17 protein-coding genes and 1 pseudogene are annotated in these 18852 nt (G+C 66.8%); 6 read left to right on the top strand and 12 right to left on the bottom strand.

Going from position 1 to position 18852, the window contains the following annotated elements:
* Nucleotides 1-128: 128 nt before the first annotated feature.
* Nucleotides 129-1157, bottom strand: coding sequence for an amino acid ABC transporter substrate-binding protein (locus tag IED13_RS04530; protein ID WP_191123600.1), 1029 nt, complete (start codon nt 1155-1157; stop codon nt 129-131).
* Nucleotides 1158-1287: 130 nt separating this feature from the next.
* Nucleotides 1288-2310 (bottom strand): amino acid ABC transporter substrate-binding protein, encoded by a 1023-nt coding sequence (locus IED13_RS04525; protein WP_038368079.1) that lies wholly within the window; start codon nt 2308-2310, stop codon nt 1288-1290.
* 266 nt (nt 2311-2576) lie between these two features.
* Here IED13_RS04525 and metC point away from each other — a divergent pair, with 266 nt between their 5' ends.
* Entirely contained in the window at nt 2577-3767 is a 1191-nt protein-coding gene (gene metC / locus IED13_RS04520) for a cystathionine beta-lyase (protein ID WP_112762345.1), read from the top strand.
* Between the two features lie 131 nt (nt 3768-3898).
* Here metC and ppx read toward each other — a convergent pair whose 3' ends face one another.
* From ppx to IED13_RS04495, 5 genes are all read right to left on the bottom strand, one after another.
* Entirely contained in the window at nt 3899-5407 is a 1509-nt protein-coding gene (gene ppx / locus IED13_RS04515; RefSeq protein WP_210323500.1) for an exopolyphosphatase, read from the bottom strand.
* Between the two features lies 1 nt (nt 5408).
* Nucleotides 5409-7589, bottom strand: coding sequence for an RNA degradosome polyphosphate kinase (locus tag IED13_RS04510; protein ID WP_370954308.1), 2181 nt, complete (start codon nt 7587-7589; stop codon nt 5409-5411).
* Nucleotides 7590-7811: 222 nt separating this feature from the next.
* Nucleotides 7812-8510 carry an HdaA/DnaA family protein gene (locus IED13_RS04505; RefSeq protein ID WP_112761942.1) on the bottom strand — a complete coding sequence of 233 codons (699 nt, stop codon included), beginning with the start codon at nt 8508-8510 and terminating at the stop codon, nt 7812-7814.
* 7 nt (nt 8511-8517) lie between these two features.
* Nucleotides 8518-9624 (bottom strand): AI-2E family transporter, encoded by a 1107-nt coding sequence (locus tag IED13_RS04500; protein ID WP_191123500.1) that lies wholly within the window; start codon nt 9622-9624, stop codon nt 8518-8520.
* Nucleotides 9625-9665: 41 nt separating this feature from the next.
* The gene (locus tag IED13_RS04495; protein ID WP_038368791.1) at nt 9666-10241 is read right to left on the bottom strand and encodes a CDP-alcohol phosphatidyltransferase family protein; all 576 of its coding nucleotides are present in this window, start codon (nt 10239-10241) and stop codon (nt 9666-9668) included.
* 231 nt (nt 10242-10472) lie between these two features.
* Here IED13_RS04495 and purM point away from each other — a divergent pair, with 231 nt between their 5' ends.
* Nucleotides 10473-11546 carry a phosphoribosylformylglycinamidine cyclo-ligase gene (gene purM / locus IED13_RS04490; protein WP_191123499.1) on the top strand — a complete coding sequence of 358 codons (1074 nt, stop codon included), beginning with the start codon at nt 10473-10475 and terminating at the stop codon, nt 11544-11546.
* Between the two features lie 2 nt (nt 11547-11548).
* On the top strand, nt 11549-12166 hold the full coding sequence (purN, locus tag IED13_RS04485) for a phosphoribosylglycinamide formyltransferase (protein WP_191123498.1): 618 nt from the start codon (nt 11549-11551) through the stop codon (nt 12164-12166).
* 86 nt (nt 12167-12252) lie between these two features.
* Here the strand turns inward: purN and IED13_RS04480 are convergent.
* The 3 genes and pseudogenes from IED13_RS04480 to IED13_RS04470 form a co-directional block, all read right to left on the bottom strand.
* Nucleotides 12253-12921: pseudogene (locus IED13_RS04480) on the bottom strand (helix-turn-helix transcriptional regulator); the annotation flags it as partial.
* A gap of 312 nt (nt 12922-13233) precedes the next feature.
* Complete coding sequence (locus IED13_RS04475) at nt 13234-13596, bottom strand: hypothetical protein (RefSeq protein ID WP_038368794.1); 363 nt, start codon at nt 13594-13596, stop codon at nt 13234-13236.
* A gap of 101 nt (nt 13597-13697) precedes the next feature.
* The gene (locus IED13_RS04470) at nt 13698-15785 is read right to left on the bottom strand and encodes a molybdopterin-containing oxidoreductase family protein (RefSeq protein ID WP_191123497.1); all 2088 of its coding nucleotides are present in this window, start codon (nt 15783-15785) and stop codon (nt 13698-13700) included.
* A 255-nt stretch (nt 15786-16040) separates the two neighbouring features.
* Between IED13_RS04470 and IED13_RS04465 the strand changes: the two genes are divergently transcribed.
* Nucleotides 16041-16883, top strand: coding sequence for a MipA/OmpV family protein (locus IED13_RS04465; protein ID WP_051988489.1), 843 nt, complete (start codon nt 16041-16043; stop codon nt 16881-16883).
* Nucleotides 16884-16999: 116 nt separating this feature from the next.
* Here IED13_RS04465 and ndk read toward each other — a convergent pair whose 3' ends face one another.
* Nucleotides 17000-17422 carry a nucleoside-diphosphate kinase gene (gene ndk / locus IED13_RS04460; protein ID WP_038368099.1) on the bottom strand — a complete coding sequence of 141 codons (423 nt, stop codon included), beginning with the start codon at nt 17420-17422 and terminating at the stop codon, nt 17000-17002.
* Nucleotides 17423-17596: 174 nt separating this feature from the next.
* On the opposite strand from ndk, the gene IED13_RS29050 reads away from it, so the two are divergent.
* Nucleotides 17597-17731 (top strand): hypothetical protein, encoded by a 135-nt coding sequence (locus tag IED13_RS29050; RefSeq protein ID WP_260368324.1) that lies wholly within the window; start codon nt 17597-17599, stop codon nt 17729-17731.
* 43 nt (nt 17732-17774) lie between these two features.
* Here the strand turns inward: IED13_RS29050 and IED13_RS04455 are convergent, their stop codons facing one another.
* Nucleotides 17775-18029, bottom strand: coding sequence for a sel1 repeat family protein (locus IED13_RS04455; RefSeq protein ID WP_248312443.1), 255 nt, complete (start codon nt 18027-18029; stop codon nt 17775-17777).
* A gap of 369 nt (nt 18030-18398) precedes the next feature.
* Here IED13_RS04455 and IED13_RS04450 point away from each other — a divergent pair, with 369 nt between their 5' ends.
* The gene (locus IED13_RS04450; RefSeq protein ID WP_133565586.1) at nt 18399-18785 is read left to right on the top strand and encodes a DUF2147 domain-containing protein; all 387 of its coding nucleotides are present in this window, start codon (nt 18399-18401) and stop codon (nt 18783-18785) included.
* Nucleotides 18786-18852 lie beyond the last annotated feature (67 nt).

The following is an 18852-nucleotide window of genomic DNA, read 5'->3' as shown; positions in this document are numbered from 1 at the left end:
GTTGGTCCCGCTCTCGCCGCGTTCATAGCAAGTCCCGGACCACCTTTCCGGCGGTCTTCTTCTCGTTTCAATCCGGAAGCCCGAGGCTTCCGGCCGTTCGGCGCCCCTGCCTCCTGCGCCGGCCGATTTCAGCGCACCGGCGGCGCGTAATGCAACCCACCTCCGGTCCAGAGCGCGTTCAGACCCCGCTCAATCCCCAGCGGCGAGCCGCGGCCGAGGTTGCGCTCGAAGGATTCCCCATAATTGCCGACATGGCGAACGATCCGGTAGGCCCAGTCGCGCGAGAGCCCGAGCGCTCCTCCGAAATCGCCTTCGAGGCCGAGAAGACGGCGGACATCCGGCCGCTCGGAGGCCCGCATCGCTTCCACGTTGTTCTGGCCCACGCCGAGCTCCTCCGCATCGAGCATGGCGAACAGCGTCCACTTCACCAAGCCGAACCAGCCTTCGTCACCCTGCCTCACCACCGGCCCGAGCGGCTCCTTCGAAATCGTCTCGGGCAGGATGACATGATCCTGCGGCGCGGCGAGCCTGCTGCGCTGGATCGCGAGCCCGGCCCGATCATAGGCATAGGCGTCGCAACGGCCGGCCCCATAGGCATCGACCGTCTCGTCGCTGCCGCGATAGGTGACGATCTCGCTGCGCAGGCCGTGACGGCGAAAGAAATCGGCGACGTTGAGCTCCGTGGTGGTGCCCTGCTCGGCGCAGATCGTGGCGCCGCCGAGCTGCGTGGCGGAGGCGATGCCGAGCGCCTTGCGGACCATGAAGCCCTCGCCGCCGTAGAAATTGATCCCGGCGAAACGCAGCCCCAGCGCCGTGTCGCGCGTCATCGACCAGGTCGAGCTGCGCGACAGGAGATCGACCTCCCCCGTCTGCAAGGCGGTGAAACGGTCCTGCGAGGAGAGCGGCACGAAGGTCACCCTGGCCGGATCGTCGAAGATCGCGGCGGCCAGCGCGCGGCAGAGATCGACGTCGAGGCCGGTCCAGTTGCCCCGGCTGTCAGGCATGGAGAAGCCGGGCAGCGATGGCGCGACGCCGCAGAGGATCGTCCCGCGGGCCTTCACCTGCGCCAGCAGATCGCCCTTCGCCAGGGCCTCCGGGGCGATAATCGCCGCGGCGGCAGTCAGCGCAAAGATATGGGCTATCCTCGCTGTTCCCATGGCAAAACCGGTCGTTGCAGCCGATGAGCGGCCGATGTCGTCGCGGTCCGCCCGGGCCATGGCCCAGATCATGGCGCCGGGCGATATCGCGAAGAGGCGCCGGACGATCCGGCGCCTCCCGATGGCACGCTCAGCGAACCGGCGGAGCGTATTGCAGGCCGCCCTTGGTCCAGAGCGCGTTCTGGCCGCGGGCGATCTTGAGCAGCGAGCCCTGGCCGACGTTCTTCTCGAAGGACTCGCCGTAGTTACCCACCAGCTTGACGATCCGGACGACCCAGTCGGTGGTCAGGCCGATCTGCTCGCCGAACTTGCCCTCGGTGCCGAGCAGACGCTTGATCTCCGGATTGTCGGACTTCACCTGCTGGTCGACATTGGCCTTGGTGACGCCGAGCTCCTCGGCGTTCAGCATCGCGTAGCCGACCCACTTCACCAGGTTGAACCACTGCGGGTCATTGTTGCGGACGGAGGGGCCGAGCGGCTCCTTGGAGATGATCTCCGGCAGAACGATGTGATCGTCCGGGGCGGCGAGCTTCAGGCGCTCGGCATAGAGGCCCGAGGCGTCCGTGGTGAAGGCGTCGCAGCGGCCGGCATCATAGGCCTTGATGGTCTCGTCGGCGGTCGCGAAGGCCACGACCTCGTATTTCAGGTTGTTGGCGCGGAAGTAGTCGGCGAGGTTGAGCTCCGTCGTCGTGCCCTGCTGCGTGCAGACCGAGGCGCCGTTGAGCTGCAGCGCCGAGTTCACGCCGAGCTTCTTGCGAACCATGAAGCCCTGGCCGTCATAGTAGTTGACGCCGGTGAAGGCGATGCCGAGCGACGCGTCGCGGGTCATCGTCCAGGTCGAGTTGCGGACGAGCAGGTCGACCTCGCCGGACTGGAGCGCGGTGAAGCGGTCCTTGGCCGAAAGCGGGATGAACTTGACCTTGGCCGGATCGTTGAAGATCGCAGCGGCCACGGCGCGGCAGACGTCGACGTCGAGGCCGGTCCAGTTGCCCTGCGCGTCCGGCACGCCGAAACCGGCGAGGCCGGGATTCGAGCCGCAGTTCAGGATGCCGCGCTGCTTGACCTGCGCGAGTGTGGCCTGGGCCGAGGCGCCCGTTGCGGAAATCGCGAGCCCGGCTCCTGCAAAGAGGGCGGCTGCCAAAAGCTTTTTCATCGTAACTCTCCCGTTGAAACAAGCATACCGGAGGATCCGGACACGCTCGAAAATCCGGTTCGCCGCTGGCGGCTCCCAAACCGCTCTGTCGTTCCCAGCAATGAGGCGGCGTCCCCTTAAACAAGTCGATTGCCAGAGCGACCCATGAGCGTCAAGCAACGGCCATCCGCCGCAGCCGCCACTTGTTCGCCACAATCATCACATGCGAACTTGGCAAGACGGTCAAGCCCGGCCGCCTCGCCTTCCGCTCCAGCCGCATCGGTTCCATGAAAAAGCTGCCCTCCTCTGAATTTGCCCGCCTCGGCACACGGACCCGCCTCGCCCTCGCCGGCCGCGACCCCAGCGACAGCTACGGCTTTGTCAATCCTCCTATCGTACGAGGCTCCACGGTCATCTACCCGAACACGGAGGACTTCCTCGCCCGGAAGGCGCGCTACACCTATGGCACCCATGGCAACCCGACGCTCGACGCGCTCGAGGCCGCGGCCAACACCATCGAGGGTGGCGCCGGCGTCGTGGTGACCCCCTCGGGGCTGCTCGCCTGCACCCTGCCCTTCCTCGCCTTCCTCTCCGCCGGCGACCATGTGCTGGTGACGGACAGCGTCTACCGGCCGACGCGCAATTTCTGCGATTCCTTCCTGAAGCGGATGGGCGTCGAGGTCAGCTATTACGACCCGCTGGTCGGGGCCGACATCGCCAAGCTGTTCCAGCCGAACACCAAGGCGGTCTGGACCGAGGCCCCCGGCTCCCAGACCTTCGAGATGCAGGACATCCCGGCCATCGCCAAGGCCGCCGCCGCGCGCGGCATCCTGACGATGATGGACAACACCTGGGCGACGCCGCTCTATTTCGACAGCCACGCCTTCGGCGTCGACATCTCGGTCCAGGCCGGCACGAAATACTATGCCGGCCATTCCGACGTGCTGATCGGCACGATCTCGGCCCGCACGCCCGAGCTCTACAAGACCCTGCGCAAGGCCTGGGAAGAGCTCGGCGTCATCGTCGCCCCGGAGGACGCCTTCCTGACGCTGCGCGGCATGCGGACCATGGCGATCCGCCTCAAGGAGCAGATGCCAGCCGGAATCGAGATGGCGAAATGGCTGCAGGCGCGCCCGGAGATCGCCCGCGTGCTGCATCCGGCGCTGCCGGAAGACCCTGGCCATGCCCTCTGGAAGCGCGACTTCACCGGCGCCTCCTCGCTCTTCGCCTTCGAGTTCGCGCCGGTCTCGATGAAGGCGGTCGCCGCGATGCTGGACGGGCTCACGCTGTTCGGCATGGGCGCCTCCTGGGGCGGCTATGAGAGCCTCGTCCTGCCCTTCGACTGCCGCGCCTACCGCACGGCGACGACGCCCGACTACAAGGGGCCGACGGTGCGCATCCATATCGGGTTGGAGAACCTCGAAGACCTCAAGGCCGATCTCGAAGCGGGCTTCGCCCGGCTGAAGGCTGCGAGCTGAGAGAAATAGCCGTGATGCCCGGGCTTGACCCGGGCATCACGCGAAGCGGGGCTTCGACCCCGGTTCTGCAAGAGATTCTCGGGTCGGCGCTTCGCTCCGCCCGAGAATGACGCGAGCCTCGATCCCCGGCGTCAGACCCGCCCGATCTCGTAGTCCCGCGCCAGGAGCTTCGCGAGCTGCTTCAGCCGTCCCTCGACGCGCTCGCTCGCCAGCGCCGCGAGATCGTCGGGCAGGCGCAGCACGAGGCGCCTGTCGACGCAGAGCGCCGGAATGCGCGGCAGGATGCCGGCCATGCCGGCCGAGAGCAGATAGGCGACCCGGAAGATCGCGCCGATCAGGACCGCCCGCTCGAACAGAGCCGGCGGCAGCAGCGTCCTGAGACCATCGGCCGCAGGCGAGGACGCCTTCAGCCCGGCATAGCGAAGGAAGATCGTCAGCGCCAGGAAGGCGCGGCCGACATGGTCTATGCCGGTGAAATAGGCATGGGCGATGACGTTCATGCTCTGCTCGCCGCGATAGTCGGGATGGGCGCGCCAGCCGATATCCGACAGCAGGCAGACGGCCTCGACCAGCCGCGCCGAGGGTTCGTCCTGCGGCAGACCCGCCGTCTCCATGATCGCCTTGGTCCAGTCGATCAGCTCGGCCGCGTGGCGTGGATCGCGGGCGCGCAGGAGGTTGTAGTCGCGCGCCGCCTGCAGGAGCGGATCGGCCGCACGCTCCTCGGCCGAAAGCTGCTCGTGCAGCAGGCCCTCGCGTACGCCCTGGGCGGAGATGACGATGTTGCGCGGCTTGCCGCGCTTGATCAGCTCGTCCAGCACCAGTGCGCCATAGGCCAGCAGCGGGCGGCGCGCCGAGGAGACGGCGTCGATCGCATCGAGCACCGAGGCGTCGGCGCGCTCGACCAGCCTGACGAAATCGGCCGCGTCCCGGGGCGGGATGGCGTAGCCGTGCATGACGTTGAGGGGATAATTGGCCCGGCGCTGATGCAGCGTCGCGAGCGCACGCCAGGTGCCGCCGACGGCGTAGAAGTCCCGCCCCTTCATGGCGGCGAGCTGGGGCAGCTTGTCGAGCTCGTCCTTGACGATCTTCTCGGCGGCCTTCAGCGAGCCCTTCGAGCGGTCGAGCAGCGCCAGGCCGCCGAGCGGCACGCTGGCGCCCTTCCCGACTTCGCCGCGCTTCACGGAGATCAGCTCGAGGCTGCCGCCGCCGAGGTCGCCAACCACCCCATCGGGCTCGTCGAAGCCGGAAATGACACCGAGCCCGGACAGCACCGCTTCGCGCCCGCCCGAGATCAGCTCGATCGGCTGGCCGATCGCCTGCTCCGCCCGGGCGATGAATTCGGGGCCGTTCTCGGCATAGCGCGCGGCGGCGGTGGCGATGACGCGGAGCTCGCCGACATGCATCGCCTCGCAGAGGATGCGGAAGCGCACCAGCGCGGCGATCGCCTTCTCGATGGCGTCCTCGGCCAGGCGGCCGGTCGTGGCGACCTGCCGGCCGAGCCCGGCCATCTCCTTCTCGTTGAAGACCTGCGACGGTGCCCGAACGAGCATCTCGTAGACGACGAGACGAACCGAGTTCGAGCCGATATCGACGATGGCGATGGTGTCGCCGAGCGCCAGACGGCCGGGCGCGTGCTGCAATTCAGGCCTTACGGCCTCCCTTGCGGGAAAGGGCACGGGGACTGGAACTGGAGAGCGATTTTCCACGACCGGACAGACTCGGATTTGTCATGAAGTAATTATGCGCATTGAACGGTTCTTCGTTCGGCGCCGGGACAATGCGGCGCGAGCCGCCATCGGGCAGGATCGTCCAGCTCTGCTCATTGTCGAGCAGGTTGGCGAGCATGATCTGATCGAGCAATTGCTGGTGCACCGTCGGGTTCAGGATCGGCGTCAGCGCCTCGACGCGACGGTCGAGATTGCGCGGCATCAGGTCGGCGGAGGAGATGTAGACCTTCGCCTTGGGCGAAGGCAAGCCATGGCCGGCGCCGAAGGCGTAGATGCGGTTGTGCTCCAGGAAGCGGCCGATGATCGACTTGACCCGGATATTCTCCGACAAACCGGGCAGGCCTGGCCGCAGGCAGCAGATGCCGCGCACGACGAAGTCGATCTCGACACCGGCCCGGCTGGCGTCATAGAGCGCGTCGATGATCTCGGGATCGACCAGTGAATTGCATTTGCCCCAGATCGCGCCCTTGCGGCCGGCCTTCACATGCGCGACCTCCTCGGCGATGTCGCCGAGCAGACGCTTCTTCAGGTTCGTCGGCGAGACGGCCATGCGCTCCAGCCCGGCCGGCTCGGCATAGCCGGTGATGAAGTTGAAGACGCGGGCGACATCCTGCGAAAGCACCGGATCGGCGGTGAAGAAGGACACGTCGGTGTAGATGCGCGCCGTGATCGGATGGTAGTTGCCGGTCGCGATATGACAGTAGCTGACGAGCTGGCCGGCTTCGCGCCGCACCACCAGTGACAGCTTGGCGTGGGTCTTCAGCTCGATGAAGCCGTAGACGACCTGGACGCCGGCGCGCTCCATCTCCTTGGCCCAGCGGATGTTCGCTTCCTCGTCGAAGCGGGCCTTGAGCTCGACCAGTGCGGTCACCGACTTGCCGGCCTCGGCGGCCTCGGTCAGCGCCTTGACGATCGGCGAGTTCGAAGAGGTGCGGTAGAGCGTCTGCTTGATCGCGACGACATTGGGGTCGCGCGCCGCCTGCTGCAGGAACTGCACCACGACGTCGAAGCTCTCATAGGGATGATGGACCAGCAGGTCCTTCTGCCGGATCGCGGCGAAGCAGTCGCCGCCATGCTCGCGGATGCGCTCGGGGAAACGGGCGTTGTAGGGCCTGAACTTGAGGTCCGGCCGGTCGACGCTGACGAGCTGGGCAAGCTCGTTCAGGCCGATCATGCCGTTGACCTCGACGACCTCGTCGCTGTCGACCTTGAGCTCGCGCACGATCATCCGGCGCAGATGGTCGGGCATGCCGGTCGAGAGTTCGAGCCGGATGACGACGCCGAGGCGCCGCTGCTTCAGCATGGTCTCGAAGACGCGGACGAGGTCCTCCGCCTCCTCCTCGATATCGAGGTCGGAGTCGCGGATGACGCGGAAGGAGCCGGTGCCCTTGACCTCGTAGCCGGGGAAAAGCTTGGCGATAAAGAGCGAGACCGCATCCTCGAGGGTGATGAAGCGGTGCAAACCTTCGCGGGCGAGATCGGGCAGCTCGATGAAGCGGTCGATCTTGATCGGCACGCGGATCAGCGCGTCGAGCTGGCGCCCGTCGCTGAGGCGCTCCAGCGCGAGCGCGACGGTGAAACCGAGATTCGGGATGAAGGGGAAGGGATGGGCCGGGTCGATCGCCAGCGGTGTCAGCACCGGGAAGACGTAATTGAGGAAATAGTCCTCCAGCCAGATCCGGTCCTGCGAACCGATATCGGCCGGGCCGAGCAGGTGGATGCGGTTCTCGTGCAGCTCATGGCGCAGTTCGACCCAGCGCGCCTGTTGGTCGTCGGTCAGGGCCGAAACCGCATTGCCGATCTCGACGAGCTGCTCGGCCGGGGTGAGCCCGTCCTGGCTGGGAGTGACGACGCCGGCCTTGAGCTGCTCGCGCAGGCCCGAGACGCGGACCATGAAGAACTCGTCGAGGTTGTTGGCCGAGATCGAGAGGAAGCGCAGCTGCTCCAGCAGCGGATGGCTGCGGTTCGACGCCTCCTCCATGACCCGGCGGTTGAACTGCAGCCAGGAGAGCTCGCGATTCATGAAGCGCGCCGGCTGCCGGCGCAGCGGCAATGCGTCCGAATCCCCCGTCGCCCTATCCGGCATGTCGGGCATGTCGGCCGCGATCTCCGTGGTCATGCGCTTGGTCCGTACCCTTACCCTGGTCGTCGTCCTGCTCGTGCGTCTCATGGGGCGTTGTGAAGCCATCCTACCGTGACGGTTCGATGACAAGCGACATGAATCGCTGTCGGAAAAGGTTAGCAGGCATCGGCCGCCGGCCATAGATAGGAGGCTTCACGGGGCGCCCGGCAGCCCCCGCGATCGTCAGCAAGCCGCTCAGCCCGGCTCCTGCGGGAACAGCTCGGCCAGCACCTCCTGCACCAGCGGGCGCGTCACGCGCCGGCCGCGCTCCAGCGCCACCCGGTCGAGCCGGTCCACGACCTGCCGCGCGGCGGCGAAGGAGCGCTCCATCCTGAGCGCCAGCGTATCGATGACCGCCGTATCGACCACGAGCTGGCGATCGATGAAGAGCTTGACCAGCACGGCGCGAAGCAACCCGTCATCCGGCGGCTCGATGGTGGCGCTCGGTGCCAGCCGCAGGCGCGAGAGCAGGTCCGGCACGCGCAGGCCCCAGAGATCGGGCGGCGTGCGCGCCGTCAGCAGCAGATGGCCGCCGCGCGCCTTGATCGCGTTCATCAGATGGAACAGCGCCGGCTCGTCGAAGGGGGCGGCATCGCAATCCTCGATCACGAGCGCGCCGCCCGAGACCAGATGCGGCACCTTCTCGTCAGCCAGATCACGCGCGGGAATTGTCCAGGCATGGGCCATGCGGGCCCAGATCGCGGCGAGATGGGTCTTGCCCGCGCCTTCCGGTCCCGTCAGGCGCAGCCAGGCATCCGGCCAGCGCGGCCAGCTTTCGACCAGCCCGTAGGCCGCCTCGTTCGAGGGGCCGACGAGGAAATCCTCGACGCCGTGGCGACTGTCGACCGGCAGGTCGAAGGCGAGCTGGCGCGGGCGCGAAGGCGCGTCTGACATGGGCGGCTCAGCGCTCGATCTCGATCGTCACATCGGCCTTCGCCGGGTTCGGATGAATGCCGCGATAGAGATTGCTGGCGAGATACTGCCTGAGGGCGAAGCGGCAGAGCACGCCGATCACCGCCGCCAGCGGCACCGCCAGCAGCAGGCCGACGAAGCCGAAGAGCGAACCGAAGGCAAGCAGCGCGAACATCAGCCAGACCGGATGGACGCCGATCGAATCGCCGACGAATTTCGGCTGGAAGATGTTGCCCTCGAGGAACTGCCCGACCAGGAAGACGCCGAGCGTCGCCAGCGGCCAGGTCCAGTCCGGCCAGAACTGCACCGTCGCGACGCCGACCGAGAGCACGAGCCCGGTCAGCGAGCCGACATAGGGAATGAAGGAGAGGAAGCCCGAGATGATGCCGATCAACGCGCCGAAATTGACACCGACCACGCTCAGCCCGATGGCGTAGAAAGCGCCCAGCAGCAGGCAGACCAGCGCCTGCCCGCGCAGGAATCCGGCGATGGCGGTGTCCATCTCGCGGACCAGCCCGCGGATGGTCTTGCGATGGTCGCGCGGCAGCCAGCTATCGACGGTCGCGACCATGCGATCCCAGTCGACCAGCAGATAGAAGGCGATGACCGGCGTCAGCACCAGCAGCGAAAAGACGCCGACGATCGCGGTGCCGCCGCTCCAGAGCGATTGCAGCAGGCCGCCAACCCATTTCGTCGCCTGGCCGACGAGGTCGCCCAGCGAGCTTTGCGCCTGCTTGGCAAGATCGCCGCCGCCGAAGCGCTCGAGCCAGGGCGCGCCCTTTTCGAGCACGAGCGACTGCAGTTTCGCCGCATCCCCGGGCAGCCGTGCCACCAGCCCGGCGAGTTGCTGGCCGAGCAGCGGCGCGAGCAGGATCAGCACCAGCGCGAAGATCAGGATGAAGACGACGAGGATGACGATGGTCGCGGCAAGACGGCTCATCCCGAGGCGCTCCAGCCGGTCGGCCAGCGGATCGAGCAGATAGGCAAGCGCCAGCGCCGCGATGAAGGGCAGCAGGATGTCCCTGAGCAGCACCAGGAACAGCACGAAGAGGAAGAGGGAACCCAGCCAAAAGCCGATCTGGCGCTGTAAGGTCATCCATCAGCCTCTTCGCGTCTTCGGCAGGAAGACGAGCAACTCTATACGTGGTCCGGCGGTTCCCGGCCAGCGCGGGCGGTCTCGGTCGATCCCGCCATGTGCCGCAGCCAGAAGGCGAGATAGGCCGCCATCGAGGCGAGCGTCAACAAGGCGACGACCAGCTCGCCGACCGTGCCGGCGGGACCGGGATCGATGCCGAAGGCGCGCGAGCCGAGCGCCAGCGCGGCAAAGGCGATCTGCGCGGCGGTGTTGAGCTTACTGACGATAAAGGGGGCGATCGTGACCGGCCGGTCGAGCAGCCAGGAGAGCAGCACCGCGGCCACGATCATGATGTCGCGCGCCACGACCAGGACGACGAGCCAGAACGGAATCGCGCCGACCACCGCGAGCGTGATGTAGATCGAGACGATCAGCGCCTTGTCGGCGATGGGATCGAGATAGGCGCCGAGCTCGCTCGCCATGCCGCAGCGCTTGGCGAGGAAGCCGTCGACGGCATCGGACACACCCGCGACGACGAAAATGACGAAAGCGGCGTCCCAGCGCGCATTGACGATCATCACGATGACGAGCGGCACCAGGAAGAGCCGGCCGAGCGTGATCAGATTCGGGATCGTCATGGGTGCAGCTTCGCTCAGCATCACGCGCAATGCCAGCCCGGCCACTCATGACATCCGTTTCCTCGCGCCGTCATCCCGGGTTAGCCCAGGCATGGATCCCGGGTCTCTCTTTCGGTCGCCCGGAATGACGCAAGATGGCGATGATAAAGCCAATAAAGCCCGTTCCAAGCCTTGCCAGCCGGGGCGTGCTTGCCTATCGCTCCCGCGAACAGGAACAAAGGCGAGACCGCAATGAGCAAGCCCGGCGCAAACGGACTGACCTATGCGCAGGCAGGTGTCGATATCGACGCCGGCAATGCCATGGTCGACGAGATCAAGCCGCTGGTGCGCGCGACGCGCCGGCCGGGCGCGGATGCCGAGATCGGCGGTTTCGGCGGGTTGTTCGATCTCAAGGCCGCCGGCTTCAACGATCCGATCTTGGTCGCCGCCAATGACGGCGTCGGCACCAAGGTGAAGATCGCCATCGAAAGCGGGCTGCACTCGACGATCGGCATCGATCTCGTGGCGATGTGCGTCAACGACCTGATCGTCCAGGGCGCCGAGCCCCTGCTCTTCCTCGACTATTACGCCACCGGCAAGCTCGACCCGAAGGTCGGCGTCGAGATCGTGCGCGGCATCGCCGATGGCTGCCGCCAGGCCGGCTGCGCGCTGATCGGCGGCGAGACCGCCGAGATGCCCGGCATGTATGCCGAAAAGGATTACGACCTCGCCGGCTTCGCCGTCGGCGCGGCCGAGCGCGGCACGCTGCTGCCCCGCGAGGACCTGAAGCCGGGCGACGTGGTCTTCGGCCTGCCCTCCTCCGGCGTGCATTCGAACGGCTATTCGCTGGTGCGCCGCATCGTCGAGCTCAGTGGCCTCGGCTGGGAAGCCCCTGCCCCCTTCGCCCCCGCCAGGACGCTGGCGCAGGCGCTGCTGGAGCCGACACGCATCTATGTGAAGCCGCTGCTGCAGGCGCTGAAGGCAACCGACGGCATCAAGGCGCTCGCCCATATCACCGGCGGCGGCTTTCCCGACAATATCCCGCGCGTACTGCCGGAAGGGCTCGGCGTCGCGCTCGACCTCGCCTCGATCCCGGTGCCGCCCGTCTTCGGCTGGCTCGCCAAGATCGGCGGTGTCGCCGAGCGCGAGATGCTGCGCACCTTCAACTGCGGCATCGGCATGATCGTCGCGGCGGATGCTGCGAAGGCCGACGAGGTTCTTGCGGCGCTCAAGGCCGCTGGCGAGGCGCCAGTCAGGCTCGGCGAGATCGTGCCGGCCGCGGAAGGCGAGGAGCCGGTCAGCTATCGCGGCAAGCTCGCGCTGTGAGCATGGCGGCTGGCCGCAAACGCGTCGGAGTGCTGATCTCCGGGCGCGGTTCCAACATGGTTTCGCTGGCGGAAGCCGCGCTGGCGTCGGATTACCCGGCGCAGATCGCGCTTGTGCTCTCGAACATTCCCGACGTCGCGGGGCTCGACCGGGCGCGCGGCTTCGGCATCGCGACCGCGACCGTGGATCACCGCGCCTTCGGCAAGGACCGCGAGGCCTTCGAGCGCGCGATGGACGAGGTGCTGCGCGTCAACCAGATCGATCTGGTCGTGCTCGCCGGCTTCATGCGCATCCTGACGCCCTGGTTCGTGACGCGCTGGGAAGGCCGGATGATCAACATCCACCCCTCGCTGCTGCCGCTGTTCAAGGGCACGCATACGCACCGGCAGGCACTGGAAGCCGGCGTCGCCGAGCATGGCTGCTCGGTGCATTTCGTCGTGCCGGAGCTCGATGCCGGCCCGGTCATCTTGCAGGCGAAGGTGCCGGTCCTGCCCGGCGACGACGAGGACAAGCTGGCGCAGCGCGTCCTTGCCGAGGAGCACAAGCTCTATCCGGCGGCGCTGGCCGAGGTCGCTTCGGGCCGGGCCAGGCTCGAAGGCGGGGTCGTCATCCGCGGCTGAGAGGCGGCTGCGCCCTCGGCGTTCGCCGGCATCCCGCCGCCCTCGCGCTTGCAGCGCTCCCATTCCTCGCGCGTCTTCTCCTCCTCCTTCTGCCAGCGGCGGAAGAGATCGGCGCGGCGGGCGGGGTAACGCTCCTCCAGTGCGACGAGGCCGGTCATACGGTCGGTGCGGAAATGGCGGAAGGCCTGCCGAAGCTCGCACCAGGCGATGACGATGCGGACGCGCTCGTAGAAGGTCATGCCGATCGGCCAGATCATGCGCTGCGTCGCATGGCCGCTTTCGTCGCTGTATTCGATCGAGAGCTTGCGGCCGTTGCGGATCGCGGCGCGCACGGCCGCGACATCGACCTGATCGACCGGCAGCTCGCCCGGATGGGAGGCCGCGAACAAGGCGCCGTCGAGCAGGATCGGCTTCAGATGGGCTGGCAGTACGGCCGCAACCTTGCTGACGACATCCTCGGCCGCTCGCGCGAGCACCGGGTCCGCCCGCTCGCTGAGCCAGCGCATGCCGACGAGCACGGCCTCGATCTCGTCGGGCGAGAGCATCAGCGGCGGCAGGTCGAAACCGGCGTCGAGCACATAGCCGATGCCGGCCTCGCCGCGCACAGGCACGCCCTGGCGCACCAAGGCGCCGATGTCGCGATAGACCGTCCGCACGGAGACATCGAGCTCTGAGGCCAGCGTCTCGGCGGTGACGGGGCGCCTGCGGCGACGCAGGCTCTGGATCATGTCGAGCAATCGTTCGGCGCGCTGCACGGCATTATCTCCCTACCCGGCCTCGTAGCTGCGGCATCATGGCCCAGCCGGGGTGACAACTTCTGTCAGGAGCGTGTCAGCAGCAAGGCGGGAGGTATCGAAGGCGCGGGATCCCCTCTCCGGAAAGGAGAGGGGTAGAGGTGAGGTGTAGGTCGTTTGACCAGTAAGGCACAAACCTCGCAGCAGCAGCCGTCAGGTCACGGCCACAACGTCCAGCGGCCTTCCCCTCACCCTGCCCTCTCCCTCCGGGAGAGGGTTCCCCGCGCTATCCGAGAAACGGCGCTGCCGCACCGACCAAAAACGCCACTCGGCTCAGATCGGCCGCTTCAGCTTGCACTGGTCGATGAAGCGGAGGCCCTTTTCGCGGGCCGTGTCGTTGAAATAGCCGGTGTCGCGGAAGGCCTGGATCTCGTCCTTGCTCATGGCATTGACGGTGCCCTTGGCGTAGCAGCTGCAGGGCGTGTGCACCGCCTCGCGCGTCGTGTTGAGCAGGCGCGACTGGGTGATCAGGCAGGCGTCGAAGGCACGGAGCTGAATCATGTAGGGCGTCAGGTTCTTCGCGGTCGGGTCCGGCGGAGGCAGCGCCGTGGAGCTGCTCGCGGCATAGGCCGAGGCGCCCAACAGCATCGAGAATCCACCGGCCAGAACGACCGCACCCAACCGCCGCATCATCATGACTTGCCCGTCCTTCGAGAAGAAGCGGTCGCATGGATCCCGGCGCCGCCACGCCTCCGCATGACACAGATGCATGAAAGGTCAAGAGGCTCCGAAGCTTGTCAGGCCTTCCGGATCCACACCTTGTTGTCATGGAAGGCGGCACCGCCGAAAGGCGCCGGCGAATCGGCGCCGGTCAGGGTGTTGATGCCGCGACCGTGCTTATGGGCCGCATTGGGCCAGATCGACTCGGCGATGACCACGCCGCGTACCAGCCCTGCGAAGATCGCCGCGGTCAGATGGACCGTGCCGCGCCGGTTGCCGACGACGACTTCGTCGCCGGCCGCGATGCCGAGCCCGGCCGCATCGTCCGGATGCAGCATCAGCGTCGGCTGCCCCTCCTTCTTCAGCGAGCCTGGCGTCTCATTGAAGGTCGAATTAAGGAAGCTGCGCGCCGGGCTGGTGGCGAGGCGGAAAGGATGCTCGTCATCGGCGAGCTCGATGACGTCCCACTGATCGGGTAGCGCCGGCAGCCGGTCATAAGGACCAACGAGGCCGTCATTGGCGTTCGGCACCTTCGGCCAGTCCGGCTTGAAGTGGAACTTGCCGTCGCGATGGCCGAATCCCTTCAGGTAATGCGCCGTCTCGAAATCCGGCTGTACGTCGAGGAAATCATTCGCGATCAGCTCGTCCAGCGTACCGCGCCCGCTCTCGCGCAGCGTCCAGTCGACGATTTCGCGCGGGGTCATGGCGAAGCCGCGATGCTCGGCGCCCAGCCGCTGCGCCAGCGCCGAGACGACCTCATGGTTCGAGCGGCACTCGCCCGGCGGCTCGATCAGCTTGCCGCCCCACATGATGTGCTGGTGGCCGCCGCCCTGGTAGAGATCGTCATGCTCCATGAACTGCGTCGCCGGCAGGACGATGTCGGCCATGGCCGCCGTCTCGGTCATGAACTGCTCGTGGACGACGGTGAACAGGTCCTCGCGGGCAAAGCCCTGCTTGACCAGCTCCTGCTCGGGCGCCACCGAGACCGGGTTGGTGTTCTGGATGAAGAGCGCCTTGACGGGGCCGCCATCGCGCAGGGCCGGCGCATCGCCGGTCAGGACGCGGCCGATCTGCGACTGGTCGAGCTGGCGCACGCCGCGCTCCATGGTGTCGAGCCCCTCGATCAGGCTCTTGCGCCATCTGTAGATGCCGCTGTTGCTGTGGAAGGCGCCGCCGCCCTCGTACTGCCAGGCTCCCGTCACCGCCGGCACCGACAGCGCCGCATGCATCGAGACCGCGCCGTTACGCTGGCGCGCGAAGCCGTAGCCGAGGCGGAAGAAGCTCCGCTTGCGGGTGCCGACCAGCGTGGCGAATTCCTCGATCTCGGCGACGCTCAGCCCCGTGATCGCCGCCGCCCATTCCGGGGTGCGCGTCGCGAGGTGGGCCTCCAGCTCGTCGGGGTAGTCGGTATGGGCAGCGAGATAGTCGCGGTCGGCATGGCCGTCGCGGAACAGGACATGCATCACGGCGCAGGCGAGCGCCGCGTCGGTGCCAGGCTTCAGGACGAGCGCGAGATCGGCCTGCTGCAGCGTGGCGTTGCGGTAGATGTCGATGGCGACGATCTTGGCGCCGCGCTCCTTCCGCGCCTTGATGGCGTGGTTCATGACGTTGACCTGGGTGTGCACGGCGTTGGTGCCCCAGATCACGACGCAGTCCGACTTCGCCATCTCGCGCGGATCGACGCCGGCGAGACGGCCCGTGCCGGCAATGAAGCCGGTCCAGGCGGTCGTCGTGCAGATGGTCGAATACTGGCCGGAATAGCGCTTGGCGTGGCGCAGGCGGTTGATGCCGTCGCGCATCACCAGCCCCATCGTCCCGGCATAATAATAAGGCCAAATCGCCTCGGAACCATGCTCGGTCTCGATGGCGAGGAAACGGCGCGCGATCTCGTCGAGCGCCTCGTCCCAGGAGATGCGCTCGAACTGCCCTGCCCCCTTCGGGCCGACGCGCTTCAGCGGGTGCAGCAGCCGGTCGGGATGGTGGATGCGCTCGGCGTAGCGGGCGACCTTGGCGCAGATCACGCCGTCGGTATAGCTCTGGCGCTTGGAGCCGCGCACGCGGCCGATGCTGCGTCCGTCGAGAACCTCGACCTCGAGCGAGCAGGCGGAAGGGCAATCATGCGGGCAGACCGAGGGGCGGATCTCGACGCGGGGCATCTGGTTCATGGAGCTTTTCTAATCCATCGCGTGGCGGCGCGGGAGCCGAAATTCGCGACAGGCCGCATGCGCAAGGCGCCGTTTGGAAATTCCCTCAACCCCGATCCCGAGGAGCCGTCCGTGAGGAATGGCTTCCCAGGATGAGGGCTCGAATCATCAAGCGGACGCTAAGAAGCCGTCAACGCTAACCGCGTCTTAATCCTCCTGATCGACATTGCAGCAAGATCCCTTGCGAGAGGTGCCACGGCGCCGGAGTTCTCGACTATGCGTTGCGTTGCGTATCTGGCGGGCCTCGTGCTCGGCCTTGCCCTGTCCTTGCCCGGAGCCGCACAGGCCCAGTCGAGCGACTACACCCAGCTCACCTCGCCCCAGTCGGCCCAGAACTGGTATCTGACGGTCGGGGCGGGCCTGCGCTACCAGCCGGACTATACCGGCTCCGACGACTATCTCTTCCGGGCGCGGCCGATCATCTCGCTCGGCCGGGGGCTGAAGAGCACCTGGTGGGCGGCCGAGGACGACGCCATGCTCAGCATCGGCGTGTTCTCCGGCCAGGGCTGGCGCATCGGCTTCTCGGGGGATCTGCTCTGGAAGCGCAACGCCAAGGTCAACCCGGCGCTGGTCGCGGTGCCCCCCACGAAATTCGGTGGCGAGGCCGGCGCCTTCGCCGAATTCTATCCGACATCCTGGCTGCGCGCCCGCGTCGACGTCCGCCGCGGCATCGTCGCCCATGACGGCGTCGTCGCCGACCTCAAGCTCGACGCCTTCACCAATCTCGGCCCCTGGACCTTCGGCATCGGCCCGCGCATGCGCATCGCCAGCGCCGATTACGTGCGCACCTATTTCGGCACCAGCGGCGCCCTGCCCGGCACCGGCGGGCTGCTGCAGCGCTTCAATGCCGGCGTGCATTCGTATGGCGCGCTGGCGCAGGCGACCTATCACTGGTCCGACCGGCTCCAGACCACGACCTATGTCGAGTACAAGCGCCTGACCGGCGACGCCGCCCGCTCGCCGATCGTCCGGCCCTTCGGTTCGCGCAACTCGATCACAGTCGGCATCTCGGCGAGCTATTCCTTCGACACCGGATCGAACTACTCGCTCGGCTTCTGAGGAACGGCAGGGCCATGGCCGGGCAAGCGCCCGGTCAGGCTTGCGCCCCAAAAGAAAAGGGCGGACCGGCAAACCGGTCCGCCCTTTTTGCTTTTCAGCCTGAACTGCGGCTGCGATCAGCCGACGATCTCGTTGCCCGCGAAGAACTGGGCGATCTCGACGGCCGCCGTCTCGGCAGCGTCCGAGCCGTGCACGGTGTTCTCGCCGACCGACTGGGCGAAGAGCTTGCGGATGGTGCCCTCGGCGGCGTTGGCCGGGTTGGTGGCGCCCATCACGTCACGGTACTTGGCGATGGCGTCCTCGCCTTCCAGAACCTGCACGACGACCGGGCCGGAGGTCATGAACTCGACGAGCTCGCCGAAGAAGGGACGCGCCGAATGGACCGCGTAGAAGGTCTCGGCCTGGGCCTTGGTCATCTGGATGCGCTTCTGCGCGACGATCCGCAGGCCAGCCTTCTCGATGACCGCGTTGACCGCGCCGGTGAGGTTGCGCTTCGTCGCGTCGGGCTTGAGAATGGAGAAGGTACGCTGGACAGCCATCGAATGATCCTTGGAAGGGTCGAATAAGGGAATGCGGCGCGCTTATAGCTGCCGCCTTCGCACCCTACAAGGCTTGCCCCAAAAGGCGCGCGCACCGGGCTGCCGCGCCAGAATCGATGAGCCGACTGATCTGTTTCATGCTAGGATGGCGCGTGAACAACAGGGAGCCAATCCATGGTTGTCGTTGCGATCGTCTTCGCGGGCTTCGTTTCCCTGCTCTGCCAGGTGCTGCTCGTGACGCCTGACTCCATCAGCAAGGACCGCAGGGGCAACCTGCCCCCGCCCTCGGGCGGCATCGCGGCCTTCTGAACGACGCGAGACCGCGTCGTCTCCGAGTAGCCGAACGTGGCGCTCAGTGCCGCGTCAGGAAAGTGCGGGCCTCGCGCAGCGCTTCCGCGATCTCGTCGCGGCTCATTTCCAGTGCCAGCTCCTGCCGATGCGCCGCCGCCCGGGCGCTGCCGCGTGCGAAGGCAATGTTGAACCAGGTCTGAGCCTTGACCAGATTGACGGCTCCTGCCCGCCCCGAAGCATGCATCAGCCCGAGCTCGCAATAGGCCTCGGCCGATACTTCCACCGGTGCCACCAGTGAAGCGGGGATCGCGCTCATCTCCATGCGTGCCATGATTGAACCAACCCTGTCTGTCGTTGCGGCCAGCCACCCGTCCAAGGCCCCGACCGATGAGTGCGAGAGTGGCCGCAACCGTTAAAGCGCGGGCTAAATTTTGCGATGAATCGAGTCTCAACGAGACGTCATCGCCAGGTTAAAGCAACGGGGCGTTTACGAAGGAATGCCGGAAAAGCGTTTCCGCTCAATGCCCTGACCAGAGCGGAGGAATGCCGGCGTTGATGATGGATTCACCTTGCCTCACGGAACCGCCGTCAAGAACTGTCGCTGCGGCATCTTGGAGCCGACGCAAAACGGCGCTATGGTTCACATGTAAACCATAACGGCCGACGGGCCGATCAGGAGGAAACGATGAGGACACTGGCGGCTTTCGGCCTGGCAGGCCTGGCGGCGTTCACTCTGGCCGGCGCGGCCACGCGCGCCTCGGCGCAGGAGGTGGTCGGCGTCTGGGAACGCGACACCGGCGCCTCGCGCGTGCGCTTCAGCAAATGCGGCGATGCGCTCTGCGGCACGATCTCATGGCTCAAGGATCCGAACGGTCCGGCGAAACTCGGCCAGCGCATCTTCTTCGACATGAAGCCGAACGGCGCGAACAAGTGGAACGGCAGCGCCTTCAACCCGGAGGACGGCAAGACCTATTCGGGCACGATGACGCTCTCGGGCAATGCGCTGACCACGGCAGGCTGTGTCATGGGCGGCTTGATCTGCCGCACGGTGAAGTGGTCGCGGACCAATTGAGCCGGTTTTCCTTCTCCCCTCGGGGAGAAGGTGTCTGCGAAGCAGACGGATGAGGAAAGGGTGGCGC

It is taken from the genome of Allobosea spartocytisi (assembly GCF_014764685.1).
Taxonomy (GTDB): domain Bacteria; phylum Pseudomonadota; class Alphaproteobacteria; order Rhizobiales; family Beijerinckiaceae; genus Allobosea; species Allobosea spartocytisi.
This window is presented reverse-complemented; position numbering and strand designations above follow the sequence as displayed.

What these genes read in the sequence shown, in the direction of transcription:
- IED13_RS04530 (WP_191123600.1), bottom strand. Translation starts at nt 1,157, where the DNA reads ATGGGAACAGCGAGGATAGCCCATATCTTTGCGCTGACTGCCGCCGCG.
- IED13_RS04525 (WP_038368079.1), bottom strand. Translation starts at nt 2,310, where the DNA reads ATGAAAAAGCTTTTGGCAGCCGCCCTCTTTGCAGGAGCCGGGCTCGCG.
- metC (WP_112762345.1), top strand. Translation starts at nt 2,577, where the DNA reads ATGAAAAAGCTGCCCTCCTCTGAATTTGCCCGCCTCGGCACACGGACC.
- IED13_RS04510 (WP_370954308.1), bottom strand. Translation starts at nt 7,589, where the DNA reads ATGCCCGACATGCCGGATAGGGCGACGGGGGATTCGGACGCATTGCCG.
- IED13_RS04505 (WP_112761942.1), bottom strand. Translation starts at nt 8,510, where the DNA reads ATGTCAGACGCGCCTTCGCGCCCGCGCCAGCTCGCCTTCGACCTGCCG.
- IED13_RS04500 (WP_191123500.1), bottom strand. Translation starts at nt 9,624, where the DNA reads ATGACCTTACAGCGCCAGATCGGCTTTTGGCTGGGTTCCCTCTTCCTC.
- IED13_RS04495 (WP_038368791.1), bottom strand. Translation starts at nt 10,241, where the DNA reads ATGACGATCCCGAATCTGATCACGCTCGGCCGGCTCTTCCTGGTGCCG.
- purM (WP_191123499.1), top strand. Translation starts at nt 10,473, where the DNA reads ATGAGCAAGCCCGGCGCAAACGGACTGACCTATGCGCAGGCAGGTGTC.
- purN (WP_191123498.1), top strand. Translation starts at nt 11,549, where the DNA reads ATGGCGGCTGGCCGCAAACGCGTCGGAGTGCTGATCTCCGGGCGCGGT.
- IED13_RS04475 (WP_038368794.1), bottom strand. Translation starts at nt 13,596, where the DNA reads ATGATGATGCGGCGGTTGGGTGCGGTCGTTCTGGCCGGTGGATTCTCG.
- IED13_RS04470 (WP_191123497.1), bottom strand. Translation starts at nt 15,785, where the DNA reads ATGAACCAGATGCCCCGCGTCGAGATCCGCCCCTCGGTCTGCCCGCAT.
- IED13_RS04465 (WP_051988489.1), top strand. Translation starts at nt 16,041, where the DNA reads ATGCGTTGCGTTGCGTATCTGGCGGGCCTCGTGCTCGGCCTTGCCCTG.
- ndk (WP_038368099.1), bottom strand. Translation starts at nt 17,422, where the DNA reads ATGGCTGTCCAGCGTACCTTCTCCATTCTCAAGCCCGACGCGACGAAG.
- IED13_RS29050 (WP_260368324.1), top strand. Translation starts at nt 17,597, where the DNA reads ATGGTTGTCGTTGCGATCGTCTTCGCGGGCTTCGTTTCCCTGCTCTGC.
- IED13_RS04455 (WP_248312443.1), bottom strand. Translation starts at nt 18,029, where the DNA reads ATGAGCGCGATCCCCGCTTCACTGGTGGCACCGGTGGAAGTATCGGCC.
- IED13_RS04450 (WP_133565586.1), top strand. Translation starts at nt 18,399, where the DNA reads ATGAGGACACTGGCGGCTTTCGGCCTGGCAGGCCTGGCGGCGTTCACT.